We start from the raw sequence: 25,732 nt of genomic DNA, 5'->3' as shown, positions 1-25,732 counted from the left end.
GTAAGGGGTTTTAGATGATAAATGGGGGTTAAGCAGATGTTTAAAAGAATTCAAACGAAGATCATGCTTTCTGTAAGTATTCTAGTTGCCATTACACTTTTGTCTGTATCGCTATTTTCTTATTTTCAAACAAAACAACAACTTGAAAGTAACAGCAACGAACAAGCAACAAGTCTTTCAAGCGAAGTTAAAGCCTCAACAGAGCTGTATCTGAAATCTTATGGAAATACGATCGATCGATACAGCCAGGATAGCAGACTTATCAATTATTTAAAAACATTAAAAACGGAAGAAGTCAAAGGTCTAAATGAAGCGTGGCCGGTTGTAGATCAGGACTTCAAGCACTTTTTGGATCTCAATAAAAACGTTGCGGTCTTATACGTAGGTGCAGAAACCAAACAGTTCAAAACGACTCCAAAACTTGAGCTTCCAGAAGGGTTCGATCCTACTGAACGCCCATGGTATCAAACGGCCAAACAATCACCAGAAAAGACGATATGGACAGAACCATATGAAGATGCAAGTTCTGGTGAATATGTTGTAACGGTTACGAAACCGGTGTTAGATCCTGCAACAGATGAGGTTCTTGGTGTAGTTGGTCTTGATCTGAATCTTGCTGGACTAACGAGCATGATTAATAAAACTAAAGTCAGCTACAAAGGATATCCAGTGCTTCTTGATCCAAAAGGTATGGCACTCGTTCATCCGACACAACAAGGAAAAGATTTAAGTAAAGAGACTTTTATTAAAGAAATATACAAAAGTGATAAAGGAAATGTTTCCTATACCTATCAGAATAAAGACCGAGAGCTCTATTATACGACGATAGCCGACACGAACTGGAAGCTTGGATTTGTCTATGACCAGAAAGAACTACTAAAAGATGCTGAAGAGCTATTAAATATGATACTAATCTTTACGTCGGTCGCAGTCATCGTTGCATTAGGCGTAACCTATATATTGGCGAAAAGTATTTCAAATCCGATTACTAGATTACAGACACAAGTACAAAAAGTAGCAGAAGGCGATCTTACCGTCTCTGTTGAAGCAAAATCCAAAGACGAAGTGGGAACACTCACTCATCATTTTAACGCTATGGTCGAAAACATGCGGGGACTGATTACGTCGGTCAGTCATTCTGTTGTAACTGTTAATGAATCTACTTCTAACTTGAGTGCCGTGTCAGAAGAAACGATCGCAGCAAGTGAAGAGGTTTCTAGAGCTGTCAGAGAGATTGCTTCTGGTGCTACAACACAAGCCGAAGATGCCGATGAAACAAACCGTCGAACGATGGACTTATCTCTACAGATCGAAAAAGTAAACGAACAAGCAGAAGAGATGACTCGATTGTCTTTATTAGCTGAGGCTGCAAACAAAAAAGGAATCTCACAAATGGACGTCTTACGTGAAAAAACGGGAGAAAGCAACCAGGTTTTGAAAAACATCGAATCTGTCATTTCGGGACTCGCTGTTAAAGTAGAAGAGATCGAACAAGTGATTCAATCGATTACTGAAATCTCAAATCAGACCAATCTACTCGCATTAAATGCAAGTATTGAAGCTGCTAGAGCGGGTGAGAGCGGGCGTGGTTTTGCGGTCGTTGCCGATGAGGTACGAAAATTAGCGGAACAATCTGCTATTGCTGCAGATAAAGTCCGTAAGACGATCTCCGGAATAGGAGAAGAGTCAGAGCGTGCTGTAAATGAGATGGCGTATACGAAAAGAATCGCTCACGATCAAAACATGACCGTAACAGATACAGAGTCTGCTTTTAACGAAATCTCAGGTACGATGGCAGATATGGTGAAGTCCATCGAACAAATTACGAGTGAAGTAGAGATGATCAACAACTATAAAGAGGAAGTAGTAGCTTCTATTCAAAGTATCGCAGCCGTAGCCGAACAATCTGCAGCGGCAAGTGAAGAAGTGAGTGCGTCTTCTGAAGAGCAAGTTCGGGCACTATCTACGGTTTCTCAGTCAGCCGAAGAATTGAACGATGCTTCACAAGCTTTGACTGAAATGATCAAACACTTTAAAATTTAGTACAAGTTGCAATTGGACAGATGATTGTGTCGAATGGCTAAATTATCTTCTCGATTGGACAGATTATCCTCTGAATCGGACAGATTAAGGAATCAATCCGACAGATTAACTACGAGAACGGACAGATTACCTTCAAAAAACTAGAAACGAGTCACATAAAAAAGGAAACCGACTTCGGTTTCCTTTCTCTTTTTGTATTTTAATAGATATCTCGCTTAGAGAAAGTAACGAAAGCGATGATGAACCCAGCGATTCCCCAGACGGCTAATACGCTCATCGAGAAACCTAACGACATCCCCTCGATTGGAGTTGCCATTCCACTCACATAGTTCGTAAGGTTCAGGTTTACCATAAAGAAATATTTCGCGCTTTCCCAAGAAGATACCATGTTTGCTAGAATGGCTCCAGCAATGAGTGATGCGAGCATGATTCCCATAACGGCAGCAGTACTTCGTAACAATACGGACAGCATGAAGGTGAGTGTTCCGACAATCATACAAACATACCATACAAGGCCAAACTCCATCAGAATGTATTGCCATTGTGGGACGATGTGGACATTTTCAGTTAAAAGTTCATCTCCGGAAACCGTAAATCCTGTTAAAAGAGGCATGTTCCATCCGCCATATCCGAAAACGACGCCAGATATCCCATACGATAGAACAGCTACAGATAAAACGATAAATGAAATCGAGAGCAGCATCGCTAAATATTTGCTAAGCAGAATGCGCCATCGTTTAACAGGACGAGTGAGCAAGAGCTTTATCGTTCCTCCACTTGACTCAGAGGATACGAGGTCTGCCACGATGACCATGACGAGCAGCGGAAGAAGTAGATCGATCGAGTTCTCAACGAATATACGCATAAACGTAGGTGCACCTGGAGCACGTGGATCGATATCGTTCTCTAAATAATATTGTTGCTGAGAAAGTCTGATCTTTAGAAATTTACGCCATTCATCTTGAATACGGCTCGAGCTTAATCGGTTTTGTGTGTCAGTGATCTCTTGCTGCAGCGTGGTACGCCAATCTTGATTCCCCATCTTCTCACGTTGATCTTGAATCTCTTTAAACTGAGCATATGTAAAAAGAGGAACAAGGAACGCGATGATCAAGATGATGACATACAGACGTTTTTTTCTAAGAAGCTTTAACATTTCATTCCGGACAAGATTAATCAATGCTTTCGCCTCCTGTTACTTCTAAGAACAGATCTTCTAAAGAAGGAAGCTGAGTTCTCATTTCTTTTACCTTCACACCAGCATTTACGAGCTTCTCGTTCCAATCTGGCAGCAGTGGCTCATTATATAACGTGATCAACGTATCATCTGGGCCTTCCGTTACTTCTGTTTCTAGAGAAAGAATCTCTTTAGCGAGTGAAAGAGGTTCAGCGCGCCAGATCACACGTTCTTGCTCAGCCAATAAGTTATCAACAGAGTCTGTTCGTAATACCGCTCCTTTTGATATGATCGCGACTCGATCGCACATCAGCTGAATTTCACTAAGCAGATGAGAAGATACAAGAACGCTTAAGTTTTCTTCTCTTGCTAATTGTCGTATAAATTCACGCATCTCACGAATACCAGCAGGGTCTAGACCATTTGTCGGCTCGTCCAAAATAAGAACTTTTGGTTTGCCTAAAAGAGCTTGAGCGATACCTAAACGCTGTCTCATACCGAGTGAATAGGTGCTTACACGATCGTGAATCCGATTTTGTAATCCGACCAGTTCGATGACTTCATTCAATCTCGTCTTTGGAATGGAAGAATCCATTTTTTGAAAGTGTACAAGATTTTCCCAGCCTGTTAAATACGGGTACAGTTCAGGGTTTTCAACAATACAGCCGAGATGTCTCATCGCTTCAGTAAATTCAGTTCTTACATTCTTACCGCCGATTTTAATCGTTCCAGAAGTGGGAGAGATCAAACCGACAATCATTCGAATCGTAGTCGTTTTCCCAGCACCGTTCGGCCCAAGAAAACCGAAGACTTCTCCTGGAACAAGCGTGAATGATACACCTTTTATGATCTGCTTGCCTTTAATTTTCTTCGTTAGATTCTCTACTTCTAATGCAGGTATTTGACTCATGATTCGTTCTCCTCCTGTTCAAATTTGATCAGTGAGGCTACTCGTTCAGCAATCAGCTTGTAACCTTCCGTGTTAGGATGAAATTGATCGGTATAGAGATAGTTTTCTACTTGAAGCTGAAAGAGATCAAAGGTAGGTACATATACGATGTTATTGAAGCCAGCTGCAGTTTCAGCAGACTGAAAGTTCCAGTCTCTAACGATTGATGAAGTCGTTTTTGAATCAGGCATGTTGCTAAAAGGGTTGTACAATCCGACATGATAGATGACTGCGTCAGGATTCAGTTCTCTAAGCTGAGTATAGATTTTCTTAACATTACTTAAATAGATCTGTTTTTTACCGTTAATCGCATTATTGTCTAAATTCTCAAGTGCTGCTCCTTGTTGAAAAAGGTCATTTCCGCCAATCGTCATGACGATCACATCTGCTTGTTTGGCTTGACGCTGAATCTCACTTTGTTGAAGCTGCTTTAGAAGACCTCTAGATGTTTCCCCCTTGATTGCAGTGTTAAGGAGATTAATATCTTGATCTGTTTTTTCTTTTAAGCGCTCAGTTAGATAGCCCGTATAACCTTTTCCGTCAGCGTCACCGGTTCCACGAGTAAGAGAATCCCCTAATGCAAAGATCGTCAGGGTGCCATCTTGCTTCTCTGTTGAAGTTGATTCGGTTTTTTCTTTAAACTGTGAAACTTTTTTGTTAGTAGAAAATTGATCTTGTAACGTCCAACCAAGACCAAACAGCCATAGTACTGTAGCTGCAATAGAGACAATTGAAACGACCGTTAAGGTATATTTTTTCAAAACCGCTTTCATCCTTCCCAAATCCTTGATCTGTTCTTTATAGAATAGCAAATAATGACTCATATTCTAACTTTTTTGCCTATTTGCGGTAAAATAAACCAAAGGGAGTGGAATCATGGAAAAAAATTTTAAGTGGGGTTCTTTATGAATTGGAGACCAGTCGGAGATCAAGAACGAATTCAATCATTAGATATCATGCGCGGTATAGCCATTTTTGGCATCTTACTCGTAAATATGAAGTCTTTTTCAGGACCTGATTCACCCATCCGTGCTTTAAGTTATGAGTATTTTGACGAGCCGTATAATGTTTGGACAAACGTGTTGCTAGAGTTTTTTGTTCAAGGAAACTTTATAACGATGTTTTCCTTTTTATTCGGGTTCGGGATCGTATTGATGGCAGAAAGAGCGAAAGCCAAAAATATGAGGTTTGTTCCTGTTTTTCTAAGAAGACAGTTTGTCCTGCTTCTCTTTGGCATTCTGCATGTCCTGTTTTTTTGGTACGGTGACATTTTGATCATGTACGCGATCGTAGGTTTGTTCATGTTGATCTTCTATCGCTTAAATAAGAAAGTATTAATCATAACTGGTTTCGTATTAATAACATTGTACAGCCTATTTATGACTACCTTAACATATGATTATTGGACTAGTGGCGCAGCTCTATCGTATCAAAGCGCTCAAAATGAGTTCAATGAACAAGAAATCTTTCAATCCATTGAAGTATATAGCGAAGGTACATACCTTGAGATCATGAAGGAAAGAATTCGTGAATGGGGAGATTTGAACCGGTACTTTCTCTTTTTTATAGCTGGACTTTTGCCGATGTTTTTATTCGGTGCTTATGCAGCGAAGAAAAGAACGTTCACGAACAAAGAATTATGGAAGATTTGGCTGCTAACATTGATCCTAGGTCCAGGCAGTAAAATATTTGCTGTGATTTTTTTTCCTTCAAAAGGGGAAGATTGGCGTTATGAAACTGCGATGTCATGGGGGTATGAGTTTGGAGGTGCGATGATGAGTATCTTCTACATCTCCAGCATCGTTCTTCTTTATCGAAGTGGAAGATATAAACGGTTGTTTAACTATTTTCAATTTACAGGGCGAATGGCTTTTACCAATTATTTAACTCAATCCATTATTGCGACAACGATCTTCTATAGTTATGGATTAGGTCTGTACGGTGAATTTGGACCATTTGTTGGTGTTATATTCGCTTGCGTTATTTTTGCTATCCAAGTTCTTTTTTCAAAGTGGTGGATAGAGAGGTATTACATGGGTCCGCTTGAATGGGTGTGGCGTTCACTGACATATGGAAGAAAACAACGATTAAAAAGACAAGAAATAAGCAATGTTTAAAGAAGCTGAGATATTTAGCTTCTTTTTGTTTTGCACAATTCCAAAATTTTCGGTACACTCTAAGTAACATATATGAGCATATGTTCATATAATAAACAAAGCCGAAATATAGGGGGCTGTTTTCATGACTGATCAACAAAACAAATATGAACATCTTGATGAGGAAACACTATTTATCGTATCTCAAACATTTAAAGCACTTTCGGACCCAACCCGAATTCGAATATTGCACCTTTTAGGGGAGAAAGAATGCAACGTTTCTGAAATTGCAGAAGAACTGTCACTTATGCAGTCAACCGTATCTCATCAATTACGCTTTTTAAAAAATTTAAGACTCGTAAAATTCAGACGTGCAGGAACAACACTATTTTACTCAGTAGATGATGAACATGTGATGACCCTTCTGCATCAATCCATACATCATGCGAGACACGACTAACGAAAGGAGGGACCATTAATGAAAGAGCATAAGATCACCGGACTATCTTGTGGCCATTGTGCATTAAAGCTGGAAGAACAGATTCAACAGCTTCCTGGTGGAGAACGAGCAAAAGTTCAATTTAACTCAAGTAAAATTGTATTAGATGAAAACATGGACATGGACAGCGTACGCTCTATCCTTTCATCGGAGAATGTACGTTTTGAATCAGACGGAGAGCCTAAGGGTCCAAACTGGCTAATGATCGGGTTGTATGTGTCCGTTGCTTCTTTTATTGCAGCCCTTATAACAGAACATATGTTGAACATTACGTATGTCTCCATAGTATTTTATGCTGTTGCGACGATAGCTTCTGGATATTCGACGTTTTTAAAAGGTCTTCGAAATCTGACGAAGTTAAAATTTGATATTAACACTTTAATGACAGTAGCATTAGTTGGTGCAGTTGCCATCGGAGAGTGGAAAGAAGCTGCTCTTGTGGCTATCCTTTTTGGTATTAATGAACTGCTTGAATCTTACGGAATGGAAAAAGCACGGCGCTCGATGGAATCCCTTTTAAAGGTAGCACCGAAAGAAGCACTTTTATTAAGAGACGGCAAGACAGAAGTCATCTCTATTGAAGAACTAGAAGTGGATGATGTAGTACTTGTAAAAACAGGGCAAAAGATTCCATCAGACGGCGTTGTTGTCTATGGAAAAAGTTCTGTGAACGAAGCGGCGATCACCGGTGAATCACTTCCAGTGGAAAAAGAAGATGGAGAGACCGTATTTGGTGGCAGCATCAATAATGAAGGTGTACTTCATGTGAGAATAACGAAGACGTATAATCAATCAGCGCTTTCTAAAATACTTGCTCTTGTTCAGGAAGCACAAGAATCTAAAACACCAACAGAGCTTTTTATTAATCGATTTGCAAACTATTACACACCAATCATCATGGTTGTTTCAGCTCTAGTTATGTTAGTACCACCACTTTTATTAAATGAACCGTGGGGTGAATGGTTCTACCAAGGTCTTGCGGTATTGATCGTCGGTTGTCCTTGTGCACTCATTCTATCCTCGCCGATCGCGATACTTTCTGGGATTACAGTTAATGCAAGAAACGGAATCTTGATCAAAGGTGGAGCTTATCTCGAACAGCTTGGTAAGATAAATGTCATTGCTTTTGATAAAACAGGTACGCTTACACTAGGTGAACCGCACGTTGTGGCGGAGAAATCGTTTCACCCCGATTTTTATAAAGTAGCTTATGCGATTGAAAAGTCATCTTCTCATCCCCTTGCAAAAGCAGTCGTAGCAAAGTGTCGGGAAGTTGGTGCTGAAGAAGTAGAAGCGGATGAAATGACTACAGTTAGTGGTCAAGGAATTACAGCAGTAATTGATCATAAAACGTATAGGCTAGGAAACGAAAGAATAATTGGCAGTACGCTAGCGAGTGAGGACGTAAAAAGTGTTATCGATTCATTTAAAGAAGAAGGTAATACCATCGTCCTTGTTGCAAGTGACACTGAAATTCTTGGTGTGTTTGCTATTGCTGATGAAATTAGAAAAGAAAGTCCTGACATTATCTCTCTGCTTCATGAAAAAGGAATAAAAGAAACGGTCATGCTGACTGGTGATCACCCACTTGTTGCAGATAAAGTTGCTAAGAAAACGGGAGTGTCTTCTTTCTTCGGTGGGCTGCTGCCGGAAGATAAAGTAGAGAAGGTTAGATCACTAAAGAAGCATGGAAAAGTAGCTATGATTGGTGATGGAATCAACGATGCTCCCGCACTAGCTACTGCTGACCTAGGTATAGCAATGGGAAAAGGAACAGATAGTGCGATCGAAACGGCAGATATTGTACTCATGCAAGATCATTTAGGAAAACTTCCAGATGCTGTACAGGTTTCAAGGAAAGTAAATACAATCATCAAGTGGAACATCGGATTATCACTTGGGTTGAAGCTTTTAGCTCTGCTGCTTACGATTCCAGGATGGCTCACACTTTGGATTGCAATTCTTTCTGATATGGGTGCTACAATTCTTGTAACATTGATCAGTCTTACTATCCTGCTTCACAATAGAAAATAATGAACGTAAAAAGTCATGCAGCAGCATGGCTTTTTTAGTACCATAAAGGGGTATGAACTTAGGATTTTTTAGGAGGAACGCATGTTATGTCAGAAACCGTTATTCAATTTTTCCAAGAGTATAGCGAATGGGCGATTATCATTTCACTCTTACTCAATGTATTAATTGGAATTTTAGGTGTTGTTCCTACTGTTTTTATAACAGCCGCAAATATTTTATTCTTTGGGTTTTGGTACGGGACATTCATTTCATTTATCGGAGAAGCATTAGGCGCAATGGTTGCCTTTCTTCTTTATAGGAAAGGATTTAAACAAGTTTCTAGAGAGAAGCTTAAAGGGTACCCCATGGTGGTAAGGTTGTTAGAAGCAAGAGAGAAAGAAGCATTTCTCCTGATTCTTTCCCTTCGATTGCTGCCGTTTGTACCTTCAGGATTTGTTACATTCGCAAGTGCGATTGGGGCTGTTTCAGCTTTGACTTTTGTTGTAGCGAGCTCTATCGGTAAGATACCAGCATTGGTACTTGAAGCATATTCAGTGTATAACGTAACCGAATGGAATACAGAAGGAAAGATCATTTTAGGAGTTGTAGCGTTAGTAGGGATCTACATTTTTGTAAAAGAAAGAAGAAATTAATCAGAATGTTTGATACTATAGGGGGGTATAGTATATACTAACTCTGTCAACATCCAAAACGAAAGGATGAACTCATATGGAACAAAAAACACATCGGTGTGAGAGTGATAAACAAGATTTAAACAACCGTTTAAAAAAGATTGAGGGACAAGTTCGTGGTCTTCAAAAGATGATAGAAGATGATCGTTATTGCATAGATGTTCTTGTTCAGATTTCAGCGGTGACAGCTGGGTTAAAAAGAGTAGGATTTCAATTGATGGAAAGTCACACTCAGCATTGTGTGGCTGATGCGATAAAATCTGGTGATGGAGAAGACTCTATAGAAGAGTTAATGAGAGTCATTAAGCAATTCTCTAAATCATAAAAGAAGGTGAAGACCATGAGCCAAAAGAAAGTAAATCTAGGAATCACGGGCATGACATGCTCAGCTTGTTCAACTCGAATCGAAAAAGTGCTGAACAAGATGGATCATGTCGATGTTAACGTTAACTTAGCCATGGAAAAAGCTTCTGTAACGTTTGACCATGAGAAGATAAGCCTTCATGAGATCGAACAAAAAATTGAAAAGCTAGGATACGGTGTTGCGAAAGAAAAGGTAGATCTTGATATTTCAGGCATGACTTGTGCAGCATGTTCTACACGCATTGAGAAAAGCTTAAACCGAATGGAAGGAATCTCTAGTGCTTCGGTTAACTTAACGGGTGAAACTGGGTCCATAGAATATAATCCTGCGATTGTTTCTGTAGACGATGTTTTAAACAAGATAAAGAAGCTAGGGTACCATGCGACTACTCAACAAGATCGCGTAACGAAAAAGACAAAGAAGGAAGAAGAGATCACGTCGAAGAAAAGAAAGTTAATTCTTTCTATCATCTTGTCGCTTCCACTTCTATATACGATGTTTGCTCATATGCCTTGGGATTTTGGTCTGTTGATGCCTTCATTATTCATGAACCCTTGGTTTCAATTTATTCTCGCTTCTATCGTCCAATTTTATATCGGAGGACCTTTTTATATCGGTGCTTTTCGAGCGCTTCGTAATAAGAGTGCGAACATGGATGTTCTTGTTGCATTAGGAACGTCTGCAGCCTTTTTTTACAGCGTTGTTCAAGCCTTTAAAACGCTCGGTAACCCAGACTACATGCCACAATTGTATTTTGAAACGAGCGCTGTATTAATCACGTTAATCTTAGTCGGTAAATATTTCGAGACTCTCGCAAAAGGTAGAACAACTGAGGCAATTTCTAAACTTTTGAACCTGCAGGCAAAAGAAGCAACTGTCATTCGAGATGGAAAGGAAGAGAGGGTTCCTTTAGATCAAGTGGTAGTAGGAGATATGCTGCTTATTAAGCCAGGTGAAAAAATACCGGTCGATGGTACTGTGCTCTCAGGAAATTCTTCCGTCGATGAAAGTATGATTACTGGTGAAGCGATACCTGTTGAAAAAACAGAAGGTGAAACCGTTATAGGAGCTACAATCAACAAGAACGGCACACTCCGTATGGAGGCTAAAAAGGTAGGGAAAGAAACAGCTCTAGCGGGAATTATAAAAATTGTTGAAGAAGCTCAAGGATCAAAAGCACCTATTCAACGAATGGCTGATTATATCTCTGGAATTTTCGTGCCAATCGTTGTGGGTATTGCAATAATGGCCTTCACGGTTTGGTATTTCCTTGTTGATCCAGGAAATCTGCCTCAAGCACTTGAAGTCAGCATTGCCATTCTAGTGATTGCCTGCCCGTGTGCACTTGGTCTTGCAACGCCAACATCCATTATGGTTGGTACAGGTAAAGGAGCAGAGCAGGGAATCTTGTTCAAAGGCGGGGAGTATCTAGAAGGTGCACAAAGAATTGATGCTGTACTACTAGATAAAACAGGAACGGTTACAAAAGGAAAACCAGAAGTGACAGATCTCACAGAGTTAAAAGAAGGTTTTGTATCTCACGTGATTTCAGCAGAGAAAAGGTCTGAACACCCTTTAGCAGAAGCCATCGTTGAGTACGGAGACAAACAGAATATTCCTCTCATTGAAACCGAGTCTTTTCATGCTATTCCGGGATATGGGATTGAAGCTAACGTGAGTGGAAAAACCATACACGTCGGAACAAGAAAGCTCATGAAAGAAAAAGATGTAGAATACAAAGAGCACGAGGCACTTCTTGAGACATATGAGAACGAAGGAAAAACAGCTATGCTTGGAGCAGTTGATGGAGAGCTCGTCCTGATAATAGCTGTTGCTGATACAGTGAAAGAAACTTCAAAAGATGCGATTAAATCTTTAACAGAACAGGGTATTGATGTGTATATGATCACAGGTGATAACGAGAGAACGGCATTTGCGATCGCTCAAGAAGTGGGTATTAAAGAGGTATTCGCTGAAGTGTTACCCGAAGATAAAGCACGTATCGTGAAAGAGCTTCAAGATAAAGGGAAAATAGTTGCGATGGTAGGTGATGGGATCAATGATGCTCCAGCACTCGCGACTGCTAATATCGGAATGGCGATCGGTACAGGAACAGATGTCGCGATCGAAGCGGCTGATGTTACGCTTGTTGGTGGGGATCTGAATCATATTCCAAAAGCGATAGCGTTAAGCCGTAAGACAATGCGAAATATTAGGCAGAACTTATTTTGGGCATTGTTTTACAATACAGCAGGTATTCCGATCGCTGCATTCGGTCTCCTCGAACCATGGGTTGCCGGGGCTGCTATGGCTTTTAGCTCTGTATCTGTGGTTACGAACGCATTGCGTTTAAAACGATTAAACTTAAACAATATTTAGGAGGAAAAGATGATGGAAACAAAAACATTAAATGTAGAAGGCATGACATGTGGCCATTGCAAAGCGTCAGTAACGAATGCACTAAATGAACTAGATGGAGTGAAAAACGTAGTGGTTCACTTAGAAACTGGAAAAGTGGATGTAGAAGTGGATTCCTCGAAAGTGACAGATGCCGAAATGCGTGAAGCGATTGAAGATCAAGGATTTGACGTAAAGTAAATGTGAAAAAAGCCTCTCCAATCGGAGGGGCTTTTTTATATAAGCATTTTTTTAAAGGTTACCTTTAAGTGCTTTTGCTACTTTTGCAACGCGTTTGCCTAATCGTGAAGCCATTGTTTTTTCTGCATCTTGAGGTTGTTGACTGCCGTCTGCGCCTGCAACCGTCGAAGCCGCATAAGGTGAACCTCCGATGCCTTCTGAGGTCATCTGTTCAGGGTTTTCTCCATAAGGAAGACCAACGTATATCATTCCAAAATGCATGAGTGGGACAAAAGAAGTAATAGCTGTTGATTCTTGTCCACCATGTATTGTATTTGAACTTGTGATCACGGCAGTGGCTTTGCCCTCTAGATCACCATTCGCCCAAAGCCCGCCTGCAGAATCGAGTAATTGTTTGATTTGTGCTGGCATCATGCCGTATCGTGTTGGAATTCCCCATACAATACCATCTGCCCATTTTAAATCGTCAAGTGTAACCTCAGGAATATCAGCCTGTGCTTCTTGTGCTTTTACATAAGCATCTTGCTGAGACATGTATTTTTTCGTAACTTCAAATTCAGGAACTTTTACCACTTTTACATCCGTGCCTTCAACTTGCTTTACACCTTCTGCTGCTGCTAGTGCCATCTCATGAATATGACCATAAGAGCTATAATATACAACCAAAATATTAGCCATTATATTACCTCCTTAATTAATGTGACTCTTGTACACTTCCCGTTTTTACCCATTTGAAATCATAAAAAAAATCCGCCTGTGAGTTTCAGGCGGTCTGCTTTAATAATAAGGATAAGGATAGGGCGGGTAATAAGGATACGGGTAAGGCGGATAATAGGGGTATAAAGACAAAGCTGCAAGAGTGGCAAGCGGGAAAATCTGACGATAATATCGTCGGTAATACGGATTTCCATTCCATTGGCGCTGATTCTGCTGATTTGTTTGTTGTTGCTGCCTCTGTTGGCTCTGCTGTCCTGGTTCACTAGCCTGAGATGTTTGTTCTGTTTGAGGGGTTTGTTGCTGTGTTTCTTCTGCAGGCATCATATTTTGCGGCACCATCATATATACATTTTTTTTATCTAAATCAGTAATAATGCCTTCGACTTCTTGACCGTCACGCGTTTTGATCGTGACATGGTAATACATGTGAGACTTGCATATTTGGTGCATGTTGTCTGCACGAACTTGGTCAACTGCATTCGTTTGTGCATCCCTCATCGTAATCACTCCTTCCCATGTTATTCATATTTGCCTTCAATCCTAGTTATGTCTGTACATGAAAATTGTTTTGTAAATGGTGTTTCTTAAGCTGCAAGAACAAAAAAAGAACCGCTTATATAAAAGCAGTTCTTCACCTTAACTTTTTTCTGTGCTTTGAAGTTTTGTTTTAAACATTCGTTTAAAAAAGCTGAATACTGTTTCTGCCTCAAGATAATAAAACAGTTTAAAAAGCAGGCTGCTAAGTAAAATACCAGCAACGACATCTAGTACAACATGTTGTTTAACAAAAAGTGTCGACAAGATGATACTGTAAGCGATGGTTGAGACAATGATATCTTTTCTTATCGTCCACATCTTACTATGGCGAATTCCTAATATCATAAGATAACTACTCAAAACATGAATGCTTGGAAAACAGTTGAATGGTTGATCAGCGCCATAAACATACTGAACCATCTTTGTGAGTATGCCACCTTCAACTAATTCCGGACGGGGAACAGTGGTTTGAAAAAAGAAATAAATCACATAACATACCAGCATTCCCACACAAAAACTTAATAAGGTCCGATAATAAATGGCTCTGTCATAAACACAAAAGTAAACAAACATTAGAAAAATAAAAGCATACCAAAGTACATAAGGTACTATAAAAATCTCTGCAAATGGGATTTGGTGATCCACTGCTGTAATAAGTTGCCTCGCCCCGCGTTCCCCATGATTTAATACTTGATAAATAATATTCAGTAAAGGGATAGAGAGGAGAAGACATAAAGCTAAAATATTCTCTTTTATAATACGCAATACGAACTACTCCTTTATCTATATCATCAGCTAACTAACATATTCCCGTTTTTAAAGGTTTTACACGTTTTGAAAGACACCTTATTGAGGTTACCATATTATGGTTTATTTGTCATAGGTCATGAGACGTATTCTACTATAAATTTTATATCAATTTATCGTTATGTCTAGTCTTCCCAAGTAGGGTTACAATTTCTTTGCCACAATTTGCGTCAAGTAGTAAATGTACCCGTATATTATATATTCAGACGATTACTTTTTGACTTTTCTGACAAAAGGAATATAATGGAGGTACAACCGTAAGACCTAATGCATATTTAACCTCTTTGAAAGGGAGTGTTATGGATGTATGTAGGCAATACCATAAAAGTAGACCGTTATAATGGTGAGTATTTTATGATCAGCCAAAAGTGGCTGATGGAAGTGGTCTGGAACAAATATAACATGCCATTGCACGAGTTTTTATTAGCGTATGACAAGTCAGACAGTGACTACATCATGTCACTCGCAGAACGGCAAAGGATTCAATATCAAATTGAACATGATGAAGACTACCTGTACATTGGGTAGTTTTTTTATTTTAACGTATGTCAAAAGCCACTCTTCCTACATACACTGTGTTTAGGATTCAGGGGGAGGGCACATATATGGCTAAAAAAAATGCAAAGAAGACAATAAAAAATAAATATGACAGTCAGGTTAACAAATACCAGCACACACAAAAGATGGTTACAAGTGAGACATGTATCGCCTGTAAGACGCAATGCGTAAGAGGTTTAGCTTACATGGAAAGAATGTCACAGCCAGGTGCTATAGGCAAAGGAGTACCCTGCCATCTGACAAAAGGAAGAGGACATAAATAAGGGTATTGTGTTCGCTGGCCTATTTAGGGGCCAGCTTTTTTTGAAGTTTATTTATAGGTAGAGAAGTGAAGAGAGGGTTTTGTGGGGAATTTCTTGTGTACGACAATTTCTGTTATTTAGGGATTTATGATCGATGCTGGGAATTTATGATCGATACCAAGGAATATGTGATCCATTCCCGAAAATTCACCCACCCCAAAAACCATAAATCAACAACATCTACTCAAACACCTCCAAAGACGAAATCATCTGTCGTGTGGTACACTTTGTTTGGCTTATATTACCATAAAAAGGATGATACATATTTATGATCAAAGCAAATAGCTATTTTCATTTTTTATGGAGTGGACAGGTGCTCGGAAATTTAGGAGACATTCTATACATTATTTGTCTGATTACACTTGTATATAATGAAACGGGATCTGTCCTGCATATGGCTTTAATTCCATTTGCTAAGACGATGTCCTTGCTCGTATCAGGTTTTATTGCACCTTTATTTATTGAAACGTACAAACGAATAAGTTTGCTGATCAATACGCTTCTACTTAAGACAGGGTTATTATTCTGTTTATGTTTATTGAGTTTATATGGCATACATACTGGTATAACTTATACTCTTTTATATGTTTTAATCGTGGTTGTTTCACTACTTGAAGGGATAGGAAATCCTGCACGAAGATCAATGATACCTGATCTCGTAAAAAGTTCTGAACTTGTAAAAGCAAACAGTTTTATTAGTATTGCCAACCAGACCTCTATGCTTTTATCCTGGCCACTAGGTAGTGTGCTTTTAGTGATATGGGGTGAACAAAACATGCTCTGGGTCACATTCCTTTTATTTGTAGCAGCGACTTTACTTACAACACAAATAAAGGTTAACGAAAAAGAGAACGTTCTATCACAAGAATCCAAGTGGCACACGATGAAAGAAGGCTGGCAACTGATTTTTCAATCTAAAAAGCTTACCACTTTAACGGTTATGGATGTGCTTGAAAACTTCGGTCATGGGGTGTGGATTGCCGCGATCCTTTATGTTTATGTTGAAACGGCGATCGGAAAAGGAGAAGCATGGTGGGGTTACATTAATGCGTCTTTTTTTGCAGGGATGATGGTAGCGGGTCTCGTAGTATATCGATTTTCTAAGAAGATGGAATCGCATCTAGGTTTTGTTATTATGACTTCAACAGTTTGTTTGATGTTACTAAACATCTGGTTCGGTTTGACTTCATCAGCTTGGATTGCCTTAATCGTTTCATTCGTTTTTGGGTTTCCGCAGATGGCACGTGATGTTTCTCAAAACACTCTGATCCAAGAATCTTATAGAGATAAACAGCTTGCAAAAGTTTACGCATCTCATGGAACACTTGTTTATGGGACATTTGGAATAGCGACTTTAATACTCGGTTGGTTTGCAGAAGAATTTGGGATTCGTGAGACATATATTCTCGTGAGCTTTCTGTTTTTTCTTTCCTTTTTGATAGCATTCCTAAATCGTAAATTCCTACATTCATACCAGAAAAAAGACACTTTAGAACATGAGGTTATATAGATAACCTATCAATTCTATCTAATAAGTTGGGAAAACTGCATGTATTTTACTAAAAAGAAAGCACATGTTCTCCTTCAATTTTCCCAATACAAAGCAAGTCGGCATCCTGTTACAATAATTATACACCCTCTTCCCAGCAAGACGGGTAGAAAAGTAACAGGAATGGGTGAATACCTTTGAAAAAGAAAGTACTTGTCTATTTGTATCCACAATTTAGAGAAGTTGAAGTAATGACGACTTTATCTATCATAGGTAAAAAATATGAAGTGCTGCCTTTCTCGCTGTTGCCAGGAACTGTTACTAGTGAATGTGGTTTACTGATGCAACCTACGATAAAGATGAAGAATATTAGCCCTATTGATTATGAGATGCTAATCATTCCAGGAGGAAAACAAGCATTTACACAAGGAAATCCGAGACTTCTGCATCTGTTGCAAGTGTTCAACAGAGAGAATATTAAGATTGCAGCTATTGGGAACGGCGCAGTTATTCTAGGACGAGCCGGCATATTAAACGGCAGATCATATACCGTTTCTTTGCACGAAGATGAATTTGCTAAAACTAACAGTTGGTTGAATGGTACTTATCAATCAAAACAGATTGTAGAAGATAAAAATCTGTTAACTGCAAAAAGCCATGCTTATATTGATTTTGGTTTAACGATCGGGGACCGTTTGCAATGTTTTGACGGCCTTGAAGAATATAATTTTTATAAAGGCACTAGTTCCTTTTGACGGAACACTGAACTTCGCTCCCCCTTATCGCTTTCTGGCTATTAGCTAGAAAGCGTTTTTTATTGGAAAAAATCACTAAAATAAATCATGATAATAATTAAAAGTTTAGTGCTTGACAAAAGTAAGTTATGGAATTATGATGTAAAGGAATCAACTTACTAAAGAGAAGTTAATCACTAATTACAACAGATATTAAAAGGAGAGAATCACAAATGAAAGTACTTTATATTAATTCAAATCCAAAACCAATGGACCAATCTTTCGGACTTCGATTAGGACGTCACTTCTTAAACGAACTAACTAATCAAAATGAAAAAATTGAAATCGAAACGGTAAATCTTTATGAAGAGAACATTCCGTTTATTGATGCAGATGTTCTAGATGCTTGGGGTAAATTAGCTGCTGGCTTAGAGCTTTCTCCATCACAAGTTGAAAAAACAAACCGTATGGGAGAAATTTTAGAACAATTCCTTTCTGCAGACATGTATGTATTCAACACACCGATGTGGAACTTGAGCTATCCTCCAATGCTTAAAGCATATATCGATAACGTAGTAATGGCAGGTAAGACATTTAAATATACGGAGAACGGCCCAGCTGGATTATTAGGAGGGAAGACTGCCGTGCACATTCAATCTCGTGGCGGTGTGTATTCTGAAGGTCCTGCTCAAGCATTCGAGTTCACGAACGGATATCTTCAAGGTGTGATGGCATTCATCGGAATTACTGATTATCATCATGTATTTACAGAAGGTATGGCAGCTGCTCCAGATCGTGCAGAAGAAATTTTGGCTGATGCAAGAGAAAGAGCTACAGAATTAGCTAAGGAGTTAGTCGTAGCTAAACGCAATGCATAATTTTTGACTTCAACTGATAACCCACTATAATTGGTGGAATAGTAACGAGGTGTCAACGAAATGTGGCACCTCTTTATTTGTAGAGAATTCTAGAGAAATGTGGGATAAGGAGTGGAAAAAATGAACGAAACATTTAAAGTTATGGAAGAACGATCTTCTGTTCGTCTGTATCAAAAAGATAAAGAAATCCCGAACGAAACACTTCATCAGATCCTTGAGATGGCAGGAAAAGCACCATCAGCATGGAACCTTCAGCACTGGCGTTTTATTGTAGTAACGTCTCAAGAACAAAAAGAGAAACTTTTTCCGATTGCTTATAATCAAAAGCATGTGCTAGATGCGTCTGCAGTTGTAGTCGTCTTAGGAGATACAGAAGCAGATAAAGTGGCTGCGGAAGTATTCGAAAAAGCTCCAGAAGAAGCAAGAAATATTTTATTAAAAAATATCAACTCTGCCTATTCACAAGGTCGTGCAGTTGGTGAGAGAGAAGCGCTAAAGAACGCATCACTCGGTGCGATGCAGCTCATGCTTGCCGCTAAAGCAGTTGGAGTTGATTCATGTCCGATGACAGGGTTCGATCATGCTGCAATTGTTCCAGCACTCGGAATTCCAGAACGATTCATTCCTGTGATGATGATTACATTAGGATATGCTGACGGCCCAGCAAAACCTACAGAGCGCTTTGATATCGATCGCATTGTCATGCATGATAAATTTGAAGAGAAATAAATATTTCATTCTAAGCAGTTGTGCCTAATATCGGCATAGCTGCTTTTTTTCATAGCACTATCACTATAGTGCCAAGTCTGTTGATGGGAAAATGTGCTATCATACAAGTAAAATCAGTTTTGATAAGGAGGTAGTATGAGCACATTAAGCATCTCGATATTAATTACCCTCGTTATTATCATATTTGTTGTTATTATTTTCGCAGCAGCTATAACAAAAGGGTATTCTTATAAGCATACAATCGATCAGTTAGATGATAATCCATATCTGAAGAATGAAACAAAAGAAAAAGAAACAAAAGAAGGTAAGGAGCGTTCATAAGAAGGGATGTAAGAGGATGAAGTTTGTAATTGAACCTAAACCACCTTTTGACTTTCAAAAGATGATGCAGCGCCTCACAGTTACAGGAAAAACGCATGTCTTAAAACTCAATGAACAATTTACAGAATACGAAAAAATAATCAGAATCCAAGATGTTTCTTGTTATGTAAAAGTAGTATCCAGCGGTACTGTTACAAGCCCTGTTCTGAGTTGTAAGGCTATACCTTTAAATGGTTTAGTATCTGAGGATGCAGTTAAGAAAAAAATTCAACAACTGTTCTCAACTGAAGTCGATCTGTCGCCTCTTTATAACCACTTTTGTGAAAACGAGAAATTGGATGTAGTACTACAACGTTTTAAAGGATTAAAACTCCTTACAGACACTGATCTATTTGAATCCATTGTAAAGATTATTATCGGTCAACAAGTAAATTTAACTTTTGCTGGAACCCTGACCGAACGACTTATTGAACACGCTGGTGAAAAAGTGGAGGTAGAAGGAAGTACATTTCAAGTCTTTCCAGCTCCAAATCTTGTTGCAACGCTTAAGTATGAGGACCTTCGTAAGCTTCAATTCAGTCAGAGAAAAGCAGAGTATATTATCGATCTGGCAAAGCTGATCTCAGACGGAACTATTGATTTTGAAAGCTTATGGAATATGTCAGATGAAGAAGTGATGAAAGCGCTGTTGCCGATTAGAGGGATAGGGAAATGGACGATCGAATGTCTTTTAATCTTTGGTATGGGAAGAACCGATGTACTGCCCGCTGCAGATATTGGATTAAGAAATGCCATCCGTCAAGTTTGGAAGTTAGCTGAGCAACCATCAGAAGAAGAGGTAAGGGTGCTTGCGCAGGATTGGACACCATGGCGTACATATATCACGTATTATCTATGGGAGAGTTTAAACCAGACTCCTACAGTTGTGGATCATACTTAATAAAAAGGTGAGGGGCATTCTTAGATGCCCCTCACCTTTTTCATTTATAATTCTTTACCTAAAAATTCCGCGATCGCCTTCATGCCATATATATTTGCCTCTGCTTCAGCATCTCGGTTGTAGTTTGTATTCGTGTTTACATCATACGCATATACGTTTCCACTCTTGTCTGTAATGATCTCAATGCCGGCAAACGTAATCCCGTTTGCGTCTAAGAACGCTTCATAACTTTCTTGCTTTGGTAGAACAAAGTCTTTTAGAATCTTAAACTTTGGTGTTGGATTCTCTGGCTGGTCTGTAATTGGACAGAATTGATCACCAATCTGGCAAGCGTCAGCCGGACAAAGTTCAAATCCATCAGAAGTATCTACTTGAACGGCATATAAAAATTTGCCGCCTATAAATTCGCAGCGCACAATATAAGGTTCTGGTGCTTCGATATAATCTTGCAAAAGAGTGATTCCGTCGATGGATTCATCAAAATTTTCCGACTGTACATAAGACTCTAGTGCATTCTGCGTTTGGAACAATTGAACCCCAAGCCCTTTACCCGCACGGTTGTGTTTTGTAATGAAAGGGCCTTTAAATTTCGTTGCAGCATGTATAAGTTCATCTTTTCCGTAAGCCGCAATCGTTCGTGGAACAGGTATATGAAATGCTTTTAATGCGCTGTATTGTTTCACTTTACTGATCTCGAGCTGAAGGGCTCTTGAGTCGTTAAATACTTTACGACCATAGCTCTCAAGCCAGGATAGTACCGCTGATGTATATTCAGGCGAAAATCTGTGTCCTCTAGTATGAGAGGAGGCACTCATTCTGTTATAGAAAATACCTTGTGGGGGAGCTTCTGTCAGATCTATGTGTCCTTTTTTCATATGCCAATCTTCATAAGGTAGACCGAGCTCTTCAAAACGTTGGAATAACGGAGCAGTCCATTCGCTATTCTCATGAATCACATATATTTTTTTTGTCATAATATCCTCCTTGTATGCTAGAAATCCGACTATTTATATATTATTAGTCTATATTAAATGAGGTGGTATGAACAGAAAAAGAAGCCGTCTTATTTCGGCTTCTTCAAGTGATCCGACTTTTCAAATTTTTTCAATGCACTTACATACTGATTGTACTCAGTATCAGAAATGCTCTCTTCACCGTAACGTACTTTTTCGTATGCAGCTAGAACAGAATCTGCATCTTTTCCGGAAAGTTCAAGTCTTTGAAACCAGTTCACAGCAGATTCACCAGGTTGCCTTCCGAATCCTTTCTTGTCCATTACTTTTTCAAAGTGCAAAAATCTTTTTCTTGTTCTATCTTTCGACTGAAGCCATCTTTTTTTACCGATCATCTGGCTGTTAGCATATGTACTATCAAGAACTGAAATGTTTCCGTTTACCAATAAGCTGGACTGGTTGTTGAACACATTCCTCTTTTTCCAAAGAAAGAAAAGAACCATAATGATAAGAATCGCGATTGTCGTGTATAAAAGTATGGGAGATTCTGCTAGTGTTTCAGGACGCTGTTCTAAGACATCTGTCTGATTACCTGTATTCACCTTTCCCTTTTCCTCCATATTAAACAATTGTTTAAGCATTTGGATTAACGGAGGAAGAAGGGAGATTACCTTCCAGAGTGGAACCGCTAAAATATAATACAAAATAAAGAACACACCGTCTAATGCCCAATAAAGTAATTGTTTTAAAGGTCCTAATATAGCGAGAATAACTCCGCTTAACCCAACTAGCGTTAAGGGAACCATAAAATCCTTCATTACAATTTGAATCGAATCATTCTTAAAATAATGCAGAGTCATTTTAATGAACAGCATAAGCATGAATTGGATCCACACGGCTCCATACATCACCGTAAAGCCATCCTTAAAAAACAGGGATAGAAGTAATGTTAACACGGCGCTAATTGCAAAGATCAATTCAAGATCCGTTTTAAAGGAATCATTCCAATTTTCTGCGCTTCTCCACATCAGGACGAATGAGATCAATATGGATAGTATGAGAGAAGAAGTCATGAACCAGAACAATAGTGTTGATACAATAATAAAACAAAATAGTGTGATTTTGAATAAGTTTGGTTTGTAGAGATACAAAGCCCCGCTTATCGCTACAATCAGGATCAGATTTGCATTGAACCATACGAACTCAAGCCAAGTTGCTCCTCCTGAAAAGATGGTCAGCATTATGAAAACAAGCATGGCGTCAAAGCTTAAGTTCATACCGTAAAGAGTAAATTGCTGACTTTTCTTTAACATGATGCGACCTCCGATGAAAAGTATGGCATCAGAATGGCATGTTCTTCGTTGTGTTCGACATAAAAGGTTCTCCCACCTGATCTAGACCATTTCTTAATCAATATCTGAGAATTCGGATCTGTAGGAATATGACCTAAAAAAATGACAAACGGACTCGTACCAACAAAATTACGATCCATCTTATTCCACATGATCTGAGGTTTGACGATGACATTGGAACGATCAATTCTCGCCAAACCTTCAAGGATACTGCTTAAGTGAACCGCTCCGCTCCCGGTTGGTACATGATACATTCCGATCGGGCCAGGAACTTTAAAGTTAATGTATACTTCAAAAGGTATTCCTTTTTCCGCCGCAAACTGACACATGTATGCCAAATGGCTGATCTCGCTCTCCATATCCTCAGAAGATTTCATCTCTTTATGATCAGGGAGTATCGTATAAACAAATGTCCAGTGATACACCACTGTTTTTTCAAAGACCTTCGTTTGAAGAGAGCCTGACCGTGCTGTAGCTTTCCAATGTATTTTATGAAAAGCATCTCCAGGAGCATATTCTCGGTTCCCTGCAGGAAGAGAAACGTTTTCAAACAAAGCGAAAGGTCTTACAGATTCACCACTGCCTTGAGAAAATAGATGCTCAATTCGATGAACAGGAAGCGGTCTAGGATAAACAACAATTTCAGTTGGGAAGATCCCCATATAAGCCAATGCTTGACCACTCAATGAAAGAGGATCTTGTACCTGCAGTGTAAGATTGGAAATTCTTGTTGTTCCTCTTTTTGTAGCAGTAAAGGGTATTGTTTGTGTAAAAACAGTTTTGCGATAGAGTGCAAAATGACGTTTAACTTCAATTCTTCCTTTTGCAGTGTTGTTCGATTCAACATCTCCTGTGACAGATATAGGTGCTCGGTGTGTGAAGGTGAGTTCGCCACGATAAGAAGGCCATCTTCCCTTATGAAGAAGTTTTACATAAAACTGATCCGTATCACCAGGAAACAAACGATGAACTTGTTTTGAAGTATCTAGTACAATCTCATTTAATGCGGACCTAGATTGCAGCAATAGCGTTCCATATAAAAAAATGATGGCCAGCCCTAATAAAAATAGAAATGAGATATTACGATAAAAGCCAATCAAAAGTATTATGGGGCTGAAAACAACTAAGACCCGAAAGATGGATTTAATCCATACCTCGCTGCGCCATTGCATATTATCTACCTGCCTCAGACTCTACAGGGACTATAGTTGCTTCAAGAATCTCTTTTAACACTTGGTCTTTCGTCTTTCTCATCGTTCCTTCCATCGTTAATACTAAACGATGAGTTAATACATACGGTGCGACGAATTGAACATCGTCTGGAGTAACGAATGTTCTTCCCTGAACATAAGCAGCGCCTTGAGCGGCTCTCATGAAAGCAAGGGTGCCACGAGGAGAAACACCGTTCTCAATAAACTCATGACTGCGAGTAGCGTGAACAATGGACAGTAAATAATTTTCGACACTATCACTAACATGAATTTGCTTCACTTCTTCTTGCATGACTAATATATCTTCTAAAGAGAAGACTGGTTCTAAAGAGTCTTGAGGATTTTTTTTACGATACATGTGAAGCATTTCTTTCTCTTGATCATAATTTGGAAAGCCAGATGGCAATTTCATAAAAAAACGATCAAGCTGTGCCTCAGGAAGCGGGAATGTTCCGTGAGATTCAATAGGATTCTGTGTGGCAAGAACTAAGAAAGGAGACGGAAGGGGAAGGGTTTCACCATCAATCGTAACCTGTCTTTCTTCCATCACTTCTAATAGACTGGATTGAGCTCGTGGCGTTGCACGGTTAATTTCATCGGCTAATAAGATGTTAGTCATAACCGGACCGGGACGCAGCTCAAACTCTTGATGCTTCGGATGAAAGAACTGTATGCCCGTAATATCAGCTGGAAGGATATCGGGTGTGAACTGAATCCTTTTAAATTCTCCCCCTATCAACCGAGCGAGGCTTTTTGCAAGTACTGTTTTTCCTGTTCCAGGAACATCTTCTAATAATAAATGACCTCTATTGACTATCGAAATCATCGTTAATTCAACAAGTTCTTCTTTCCCTGTTAATACTTCTGCTATTGCATTTTTTATAATTGTCATCTGATCCATCATGTTCATTTATGTACATCCTCTCAAAAATGTTAATTTAACTTTATCATTATTATAATATTTAGAAAATAAAAAAATGTAATATTTTTGAAATTATTGTAAACATAAAAAAACTCACAGCTTTAAAATAAACTGTGAGCGAAGGAGAAATGAGGTACATTTACCTCATCTCATTAATTTAAAATTGTAATATTTATGCTTTTTCTTCCCCAATTAATGGCATCAGAATAGTTTTTCATAAATACATCGATTTCTTTACCATTGATTCCACCACCGGTATCATCAGCTACAGCATATCCATAGCCAGGAACATAAACAACAGATCCGATAGGAATAACATTTGGATCAACAGCGATTACTTTTGCATAAGGAATTTCTTTTAGATTTGTACCATTGAAAGTTGTACCGCTGCAGCCTTCACAACTTGCCGTATAAGCAGTCGAAGCAACAGTCATACTCTTTTTTGTAACGTTATTTTGAATGCTGTTAAACGTTTGAGGTCCAGCAATACCGTCTACGGATAAGCTTTTAGCTCGTTGATAATCTGTTACGGCTTGTTTAGTAACGGGACCATAATAGCCTGTTGTTACAGCAAAATCATAGAATCCTAGCGCTTTTAATTTTCCTTGAAGTTCATATACGTCATTGTCCCAAGTACCCGGTCGGAGAGTGTGATCCCCCATTGCTGCAAATCCACTAACGGGAGCAGAAACGAGCAATCCGAATGCTAGAGCCCCTGTAATTACCCATTTTTTTATCATGATAACTCCTCCTAATATGTATAATTGGTTAAATACGCCTCGGTTGCCAATTATACTAATCGAATGTAACAAACTCATTAGGAGAAGATAACAAAGAGATTACATTACTAT

27 protein-coding genes are annotated in these 25,732 nt (G+C 39.0%); 16 read left to right on the top strand and 11 right to left on the bottom strand.

Annotated features, from left to right (window positions below):
• Positions 1-36 precede the first annotated feature (36 nt).
• Positions 37-2,043: a methyl-accepting chemotaxis protein gene (locus IHV11_RS16880; protein ID WP_197195618.1), complete on the top strand. Its 2,007-nt coding sequence runs from the start codon at positions 37-39 to the stop codon at positions 2,041-2,043.
• Positions 2,044-2,242: 199 nt separating this feature from the next.
• Here the strand turns inward: IHV11_RS16880 and IHV11_RS16875 are convergent, their stop codons facing one another.
• From IHV11_RS16875 to IHV11_RS16865, 3 genes are read right to left on the bottom strand one after another with little or no spacing between them, the layout of a single operon-like run.
• Positions 2,243-3,223, bottom strand: a complete 981-nt coding sequence (locus tag IHV11_RS16875) for an ABC transporter permease (RefSeq protein ID WP_137790451.1) — start codon at positions 3,221-3,223, stop codon at positions 2,243-2,245.
• Positions 3,216-4,130, bottom strand: coding sequence for an ABC transporter ATP-binding protein (locus IHV11_RS16870; RefSeq protein WP_197195617.1), 915 nt, complete (start codon positions 4,128-4,130; stop codon positions 3,216-3,218). The genes IHV11_RS16875 and IHV11_RS16870 overlap by 8 nt, the downstream gene beginning before the upstream one ends.
• On the bottom strand, positions 4,127-4,930 hold the full coding sequence (locus IHV11_RS16865) for an SGNH/GDSL hydrolase family protein (protein WP_197195616.1): 804 nt from the start codon (positions 4,928-4,930) through the stop codon (positions 4,127-4,129). Before IHV11_RS16865 ends, IHV11_RS16870 begins: the two co-directional genes overlap by 4 nt.
• A 144-nt stretch (positions 4,931-5,074) precedes the next feature.
• Here IHV11_RS16865 and IHV11_RS16860 point away from each other — a divergent pair, with 144 nt between their 5' ends.
• The 7 genes from IHV11_RS16860 to copZ all read left to right on the top strand — a co-directional run bounded on the left by IHV11_RS16860 (position 5,075) and on the right by copZ (position 12,431).
• Positions 5,075-6,286, top strand: coding sequence for a DUF418 domain-containing protein (locus tag IHV11_RS16860; RefSeq protein ID WP_197195615.1), 1,212 nt, complete (start codon positions 5,075-5,077; stop codon positions 6,284-6,286).
• A 124-nt stretch (positions 6,287-6,410) separates the two neighbouring features.
• Positions 6,411-6,725, top strand: a complete 315-nt coding sequence (locus IHV11_RS16855; protein ID WP_197126954.1) for an ArsR/SmtB family transcription factor — start codon at positions 6,411-6,413, stop codon at positions 6,723-6,725.
• Between the two features lie 18 nt (positions 6,726-6,743).
• Positions 6,744-8,798 (top strand): heavy metal translocating P-type ATPase, encoded by a 2,055-nt coding sequence (locus IHV11_RS16850; protein WP_197195614.1) that lies wholly within the window; start codon positions 6,744-6,746, stop codon positions 8,796-8,798.
• An 86-nt stretch (positions 8,799-8,884) separates the two neighbouring features.
• Complete coding sequence (locus IHV11_RS16845) at positions 8,885-9,430, top strand: TVP38/TMEM64 family protein (protein ID WP_197195613.1); 546 nt, start codon at positions 8,885-8,887, stop codon at positions 9,428-9,430.
• 76 nt (positions 9,431-9,506) lie between these two features.
• Complete coding sequence (locus tag IHV11_RS16840; protein ID WP_066391586.1) at positions 9,507-9,794, top strand: metal-sensing transcriptional repressor; 288 nt, start codon at positions 9,507-9,509, stop codon at positions 9,792-9,794.
• A gap of 15 nt (positions 9,795-9,809) precedes the next feature.
• Positions 9,810-12,212, top strand: a complete 2,403-nt coding sequence (locus tag IHV11_RS16835) for a heavy metal translocating P-type ATPase (protein ID WP_197195612.1) — start codon at positions 9,810-9,812, stop codon at positions 12,210-12,212.
• 12 nt (positions 12,213-12,224) lie between these two features.
• Entirely contained in the window at positions 12,225-12,431 is a 207-nt protein-coding gene (gene copZ, locus IHV11_RS16830; RefSeq protein WP_197128141.1) for a copper chaperone CopZ, read from the top strand.
• Between the two features lie 51 nt (positions 12,432-12,482).
• Here copZ and wrbA read toward each other — a convergent pair whose 3' ends face one another.
• From wrbA to IHV11_RS16815, 3 genes are all read right to left on the bottom strand, one after another.
• Positions 12,483-13,109 carry an NAD(P)H:quinone oxidoreductase gene (gene wrbA / locus IHV11_RS16825; protein ID WP_197190760.1) on the bottom strand — a complete coding sequence of 209 codons (627 nt, stop codon included), beginning with the start codon at positions 13,107-13,109 and terminating at the stop codon, positions 12,483-12,485.
• A 99-nt stretch (positions 13,110-13,208) separates the two neighbouring features.
• Positions 13,209-13,646 carry a hypothetical protein gene (locus IHV11_RS16820; protein ID WP_197195611.1) on the bottom strand — a complete coding sequence of 146 codons (438 nt, stop codon included), beginning with the start codon at positions 13,644-13,646 and terminating at the stop codon, positions 13,209-13,211.
• A 138-nt stretch (positions 13,647-13,784) separates the two neighbouring features.
• On the bottom strand, positions 13,785-14,450 hold the full coding sequence (locus IHV11_RS16815; RefSeq protein WP_197126961.1) for a phosphatase PAP2 family protein: 666 nt from the start codon (positions 14,448-14,450) through the stop codon (positions 13,785-13,787).
• 345 nt (positions 14,451-14,795) lie between these two features.
• Here IHV11_RS16815 and IHV11_RS16810 point away from each other — a divergent pair, with 345 nt between their 5' ends.
• The 8 genes from IHV11_RS16810 (at position 14,796) to IHV11_RS16775 (ending at position 20,443) form a co-directional block, all read left to right on the top strand.
• Positions 14,796-15,020: a hypothetical protein gene (locus IHV11_RS16810; RefSeq protein ID WP_197190758.1), complete on the top strand. Its 225-nt coding sequence runs from the start codon at positions 14,796-14,798 to the stop codon at positions 15,018-15,020.
• A gap of 77 nt (positions 15,021-15,097) precedes the next feature.
• A complete protein-coding gene (locus IHV11_RS16805; protein ID WP_197126963.1) occupies positions 15,098-15,313 on the top strand; it encodes a hypothetical protein in 216 nt (71 codons plus the stop codon).
• 307 nt (positions 15,314-15,620) lie between these two features.
• Positions 15,621-16,862 (top strand): MFS transporter, encoded by a 1,242-nt coding sequence (locus IHV11_RS16800; protein ID WP_197195610.1) that lies wholly within the window; start codon positions 15,621-15,623, stop codon positions 16,860-16,862.
• 176 nt (positions 16,863-17,038) lie between these two features.
• Positions 17,039-17,596 (top strand): DJ-1/PfpI family protein, encoded by a 558-nt coding sequence (locus IHV11_RS16795; RefSeq protein ID WP_197126965.1) that lies wholly within the window; start codon positions 17,039-17,041, stop codon positions 17,594-17,596.
• A 212-nt stretch (positions 17,597-17,808) separates the two neighbouring features.
• Positions 17,809-18,453: an FMN-dependent NADH-azoreductase gene (locus tag IHV11_RS16790; protein WP_197195609.1), complete on the top strand. Its 645-nt coding sequence runs from the start codon at positions 17,809-17,811 to the stop codon at positions 18,451-18,453.
• Between the two features lie 120 nt (positions 18,454-18,573).
• Positions 18,574-19,182, top strand: a complete 609-nt coding sequence (locus IHV11_RS16785; protein WP_197195608.1) for a nitroreductase family protein — start codon at positions 18,574-18,576, stop codon at positions 19,180-19,182.
• 135 nt (positions 19,183-19,317) lie between these two features.
• Entirely contained in the window at positions 19,318-19,503 is a 186-nt protein-coding gene (gene ytzI / locus IHV11_RS16780) for a YtzI protein (protein WP_197190754.1), read from the top strand.
• 16 nt (positions 19,504-19,519) lie between these two features.
• The gene (locus tag IHV11_RS16775) at positions 19,520-20,443 is read left to right on the top strand and encodes a DNA-3-methyladenine glycosylase family protein (RefSeq protein WP_197195607.1); all 924 of its coding nucleotides are present in this window, start codon (positions 19,520-19,522) and stop codon (positions 20,441-20,443) included.
• Between the two features lie 44 nt (positions 20,444-20,487).
• Here the strand turns inward: IHV11_RS16775 and IHV11_RS16770 are convergent, their stop codons facing one another.
• The 5 genes from IHV11_RS16770 to IHV11_RS21540 form a co-directional block, all read right to left on the bottom strand.
• Positions 20,488-21,417, bottom strand: a complete 930-nt coding sequence (locus IHV11_RS16770) for an ATP-grasp domain-containing protein (RefSeq protein WP_197195606.1) — start codon at positions 21,415-21,417, stop codon at positions 20,488-20,490.
• Positions 21,418-21,506: 89 nt separating this feature from the next.
• Entirely contained in the window at positions 21,507-22,709 is a 1,203-nt protein-coding gene (locus IHV11_RS16765; RefSeq protein WP_197195605.1) for a DUF4129 domain-containing protein, read from the bottom strand.
• Positions 22,703-23,920, bottom strand: coding sequence for a DUF58 domain-containing protein (locus tag IHV11_RS16760; protein WP_197195604.1), 1,218 nt, complete (start codon positions 23,918-23,920; stop codon positions 22,703-22,705). Before IHV11_RS16760 ends, IHV11_RS16765 begins: the two co-directional genes overlap by 7 nt.
• Before the next feature lies 1 nt (position 23,921).
• Complete coding sequence (locus IHV11_RS16755; protein ID WP_370568711.1) at positions 23,922-24,863, bottom strand: AAA family ATPase; 942 nt, start codon at positions 24,861-24,863, stop codon at positions 23,922-23,924.
• 170 nt (positions 24,864-25,033) lie between these two features.
• A complete protein-coding gene (locus IHV11_RS21540; protein WP_197126973.1) occupies positions 25,034-25,621 on the bottom strand; it encodes a 3D domain-containing protein in 588 nt (195 codons plus the stop codon).
• Positions 25,622-25,732 lie beyond the last annotated feature (111 nt).

Source organism: Fictibacillus sp. 26RED30 (genome assembly GCF_015903845.1).
Lineage (GTDB): Bacteria > Bacillota > Bacilli > Bacillales > Fictibacillaceae > Fictibacillus > Fictibacillus phosphorivorans.
The sequence above is the reverse complement of the archived record's forward strand: the minus strand, read 5'-3'. Positions and strand labels throughout refer to the sequence as shown.

Excerpts from the sequence above, each read along its gene's own strand:
- IHV11_RS16880 (WP_197195618.1), top strand. The coding sequence starts at position 37 with ATGTTTAAAAGAATTCAAACGAAGATCATGCTTTCTGTAAGTATTCTA.
- IHV11_RS16870 (WP_197195617.1), bottom strand. The coding sequence starts at position 4,130 with ATGAGTCAAATACCTGCATTAGAAGTAGAGAATCTAACGAAGAAAATT.
- IHV11_RS16860 (WP_197195615.1), top strand. The coding sequence starts at position 5,075 with ATGAATTGGAGACCAGTCGGAGATCAAGAACGAATTCAATCATTAGAT.
- IHV11_RS16855 (WP_197126954.1), top strand. The coding sequence starts at position 6,411 with ATGACTGATCAACAAAACAAATATGAACATCTTGATGAGGAAACACTA.
- IHV11_RS16850 (WP_197195614.1), top strand. The coding sequence starts at position 6,744 with ATGAAAGAGCATAAGATCACCGGACTATCTTGTGGCCATTGTGCATTA.
- IHV11_RS16845 (WP_197195613.1), top strand. The coding sequence starts at position 8,885 with ATGTCAGAAACCGTTATTCAATTTTTCCAAGAGTATAGCGAATGGGCG.
- IHV11_RS16840 (WP_066391586.1), top strand. The coding sequence starts at position 9,507 with ATGGAACAAAAAACACATCGGTGTGAGAGTGATAAACAAGATTTAAAC.
- IHV11_RS16835 (WP_197195612.1), top strand. The coding sequence starts at position 9,810 with ATGAGCCAAAAGAAAGTAAATCTAGGAATCACGGGCATGACATGCTCA.
- copZ (WP_197128141.1), top strand. The coding sequence starts at position 12,225 with ATGGAAACAAAAACATTAAATGTAGAAGGCATGACATGTGGCCATTGC.
- wrbA (WP_197190760.1), bottom strand. The coding sequence starts at position 13,109 with ATGGCTAATATTTTGGTTGTATATTATAGCTCTTATGGTCATATTCAT.
- IHV11_RS16820 (WP_197195611.1), bottom strand. The coding sequence starts at position 13,646 with ATGAGGGATGCACAAACGAATGCAGTTGACCAAGTTCGTGCAGACAAC.
- IHV11_RS16810 (WP_197190758.1), top strand. The coding sequence starts at position 14,796 with ATGTATGTAGGCAATACCATAAAAGTAGACCGTTATAATGGTGAGTAT.
- IHV11_RS16805 (WP_197126963.1), top strand. The coding sequence starts at position 15,098 with ATGGCTAAAAAAAATGCAAAGAAGACAATAAAAAATAAATATGACAGT.
- IHV11_RS16800 (WP_197195610.1), top strand. The coding sequence starts at position 15,621 with ATGATCAAAGCAAATAGCTATTTTCATTTTTTATGGAGTGGACAGGTG.
- IHV11_RS16790 (WP_197195609.1), top strand. The coding sequence starts at position 17,809 with ATGAAAGTACTTTATATTAATTCAAATCCAAAACCAATGGACCAATCT.
- IHV11_RS16785 (WP_197195608.1), top strand. The coding sequence starts at position 18,574 with ATGAACGAAACATTTAAAGTTATGGAAGAACGATCTTCTGTTCGTCTG.
- ytzI (WP_197190754.1), top strand. The coding sequence starts at position 19,318 with ATGAGCACATTAAGCATCTCGATATTAATTACCCTCGTTATTATCATA.
- IHV11_RS16775 (WP_197195607.1), top strand. The coding sequence starts at position 19,520 with ATGAAGTTTGTAATTGAACCTAAACCACCTTTTGACTTTCAAAAGATG.
- IHV11_RS16770 (WP_197195606.1), bottom strand. The coding sequence starts at position 21,417 with ATGACAAAAAAAATATATGTGATTCATGAGAATAGCGAATGGACTGCT.
- IHV11_RS16765 (WP_197195605.1), bottom strand. The coding sequence starts at position 22,709 with ATGTTAAAGAAAAGTCAGCAATTTACTCTTTACGGTATGAACTTAAGC.
- IHV11_RS16760 (WP_197195604.1), bottom strand. The coding sequence starts at position 23,920 with ATGCAATGGCGCAGCGAGGTATGGATTAAATCCATCTTTCGGGTCTTA.
- IHV11_RS16755 (WP_370568711.1), bottom strand. The coding sequence starts at position 24,863 with ATGATGGATCAGATGACAATTATAAAAAATGCAATAGCAGAAGTATTA.
- IHV11_RS21540 (WP_197126973.1), bottom strand. The coding sequence starts at position 25,621 with ATGATAAAAAAATGGGTAATTACAGGGGCTCTAGCATTCGGATTGCTC.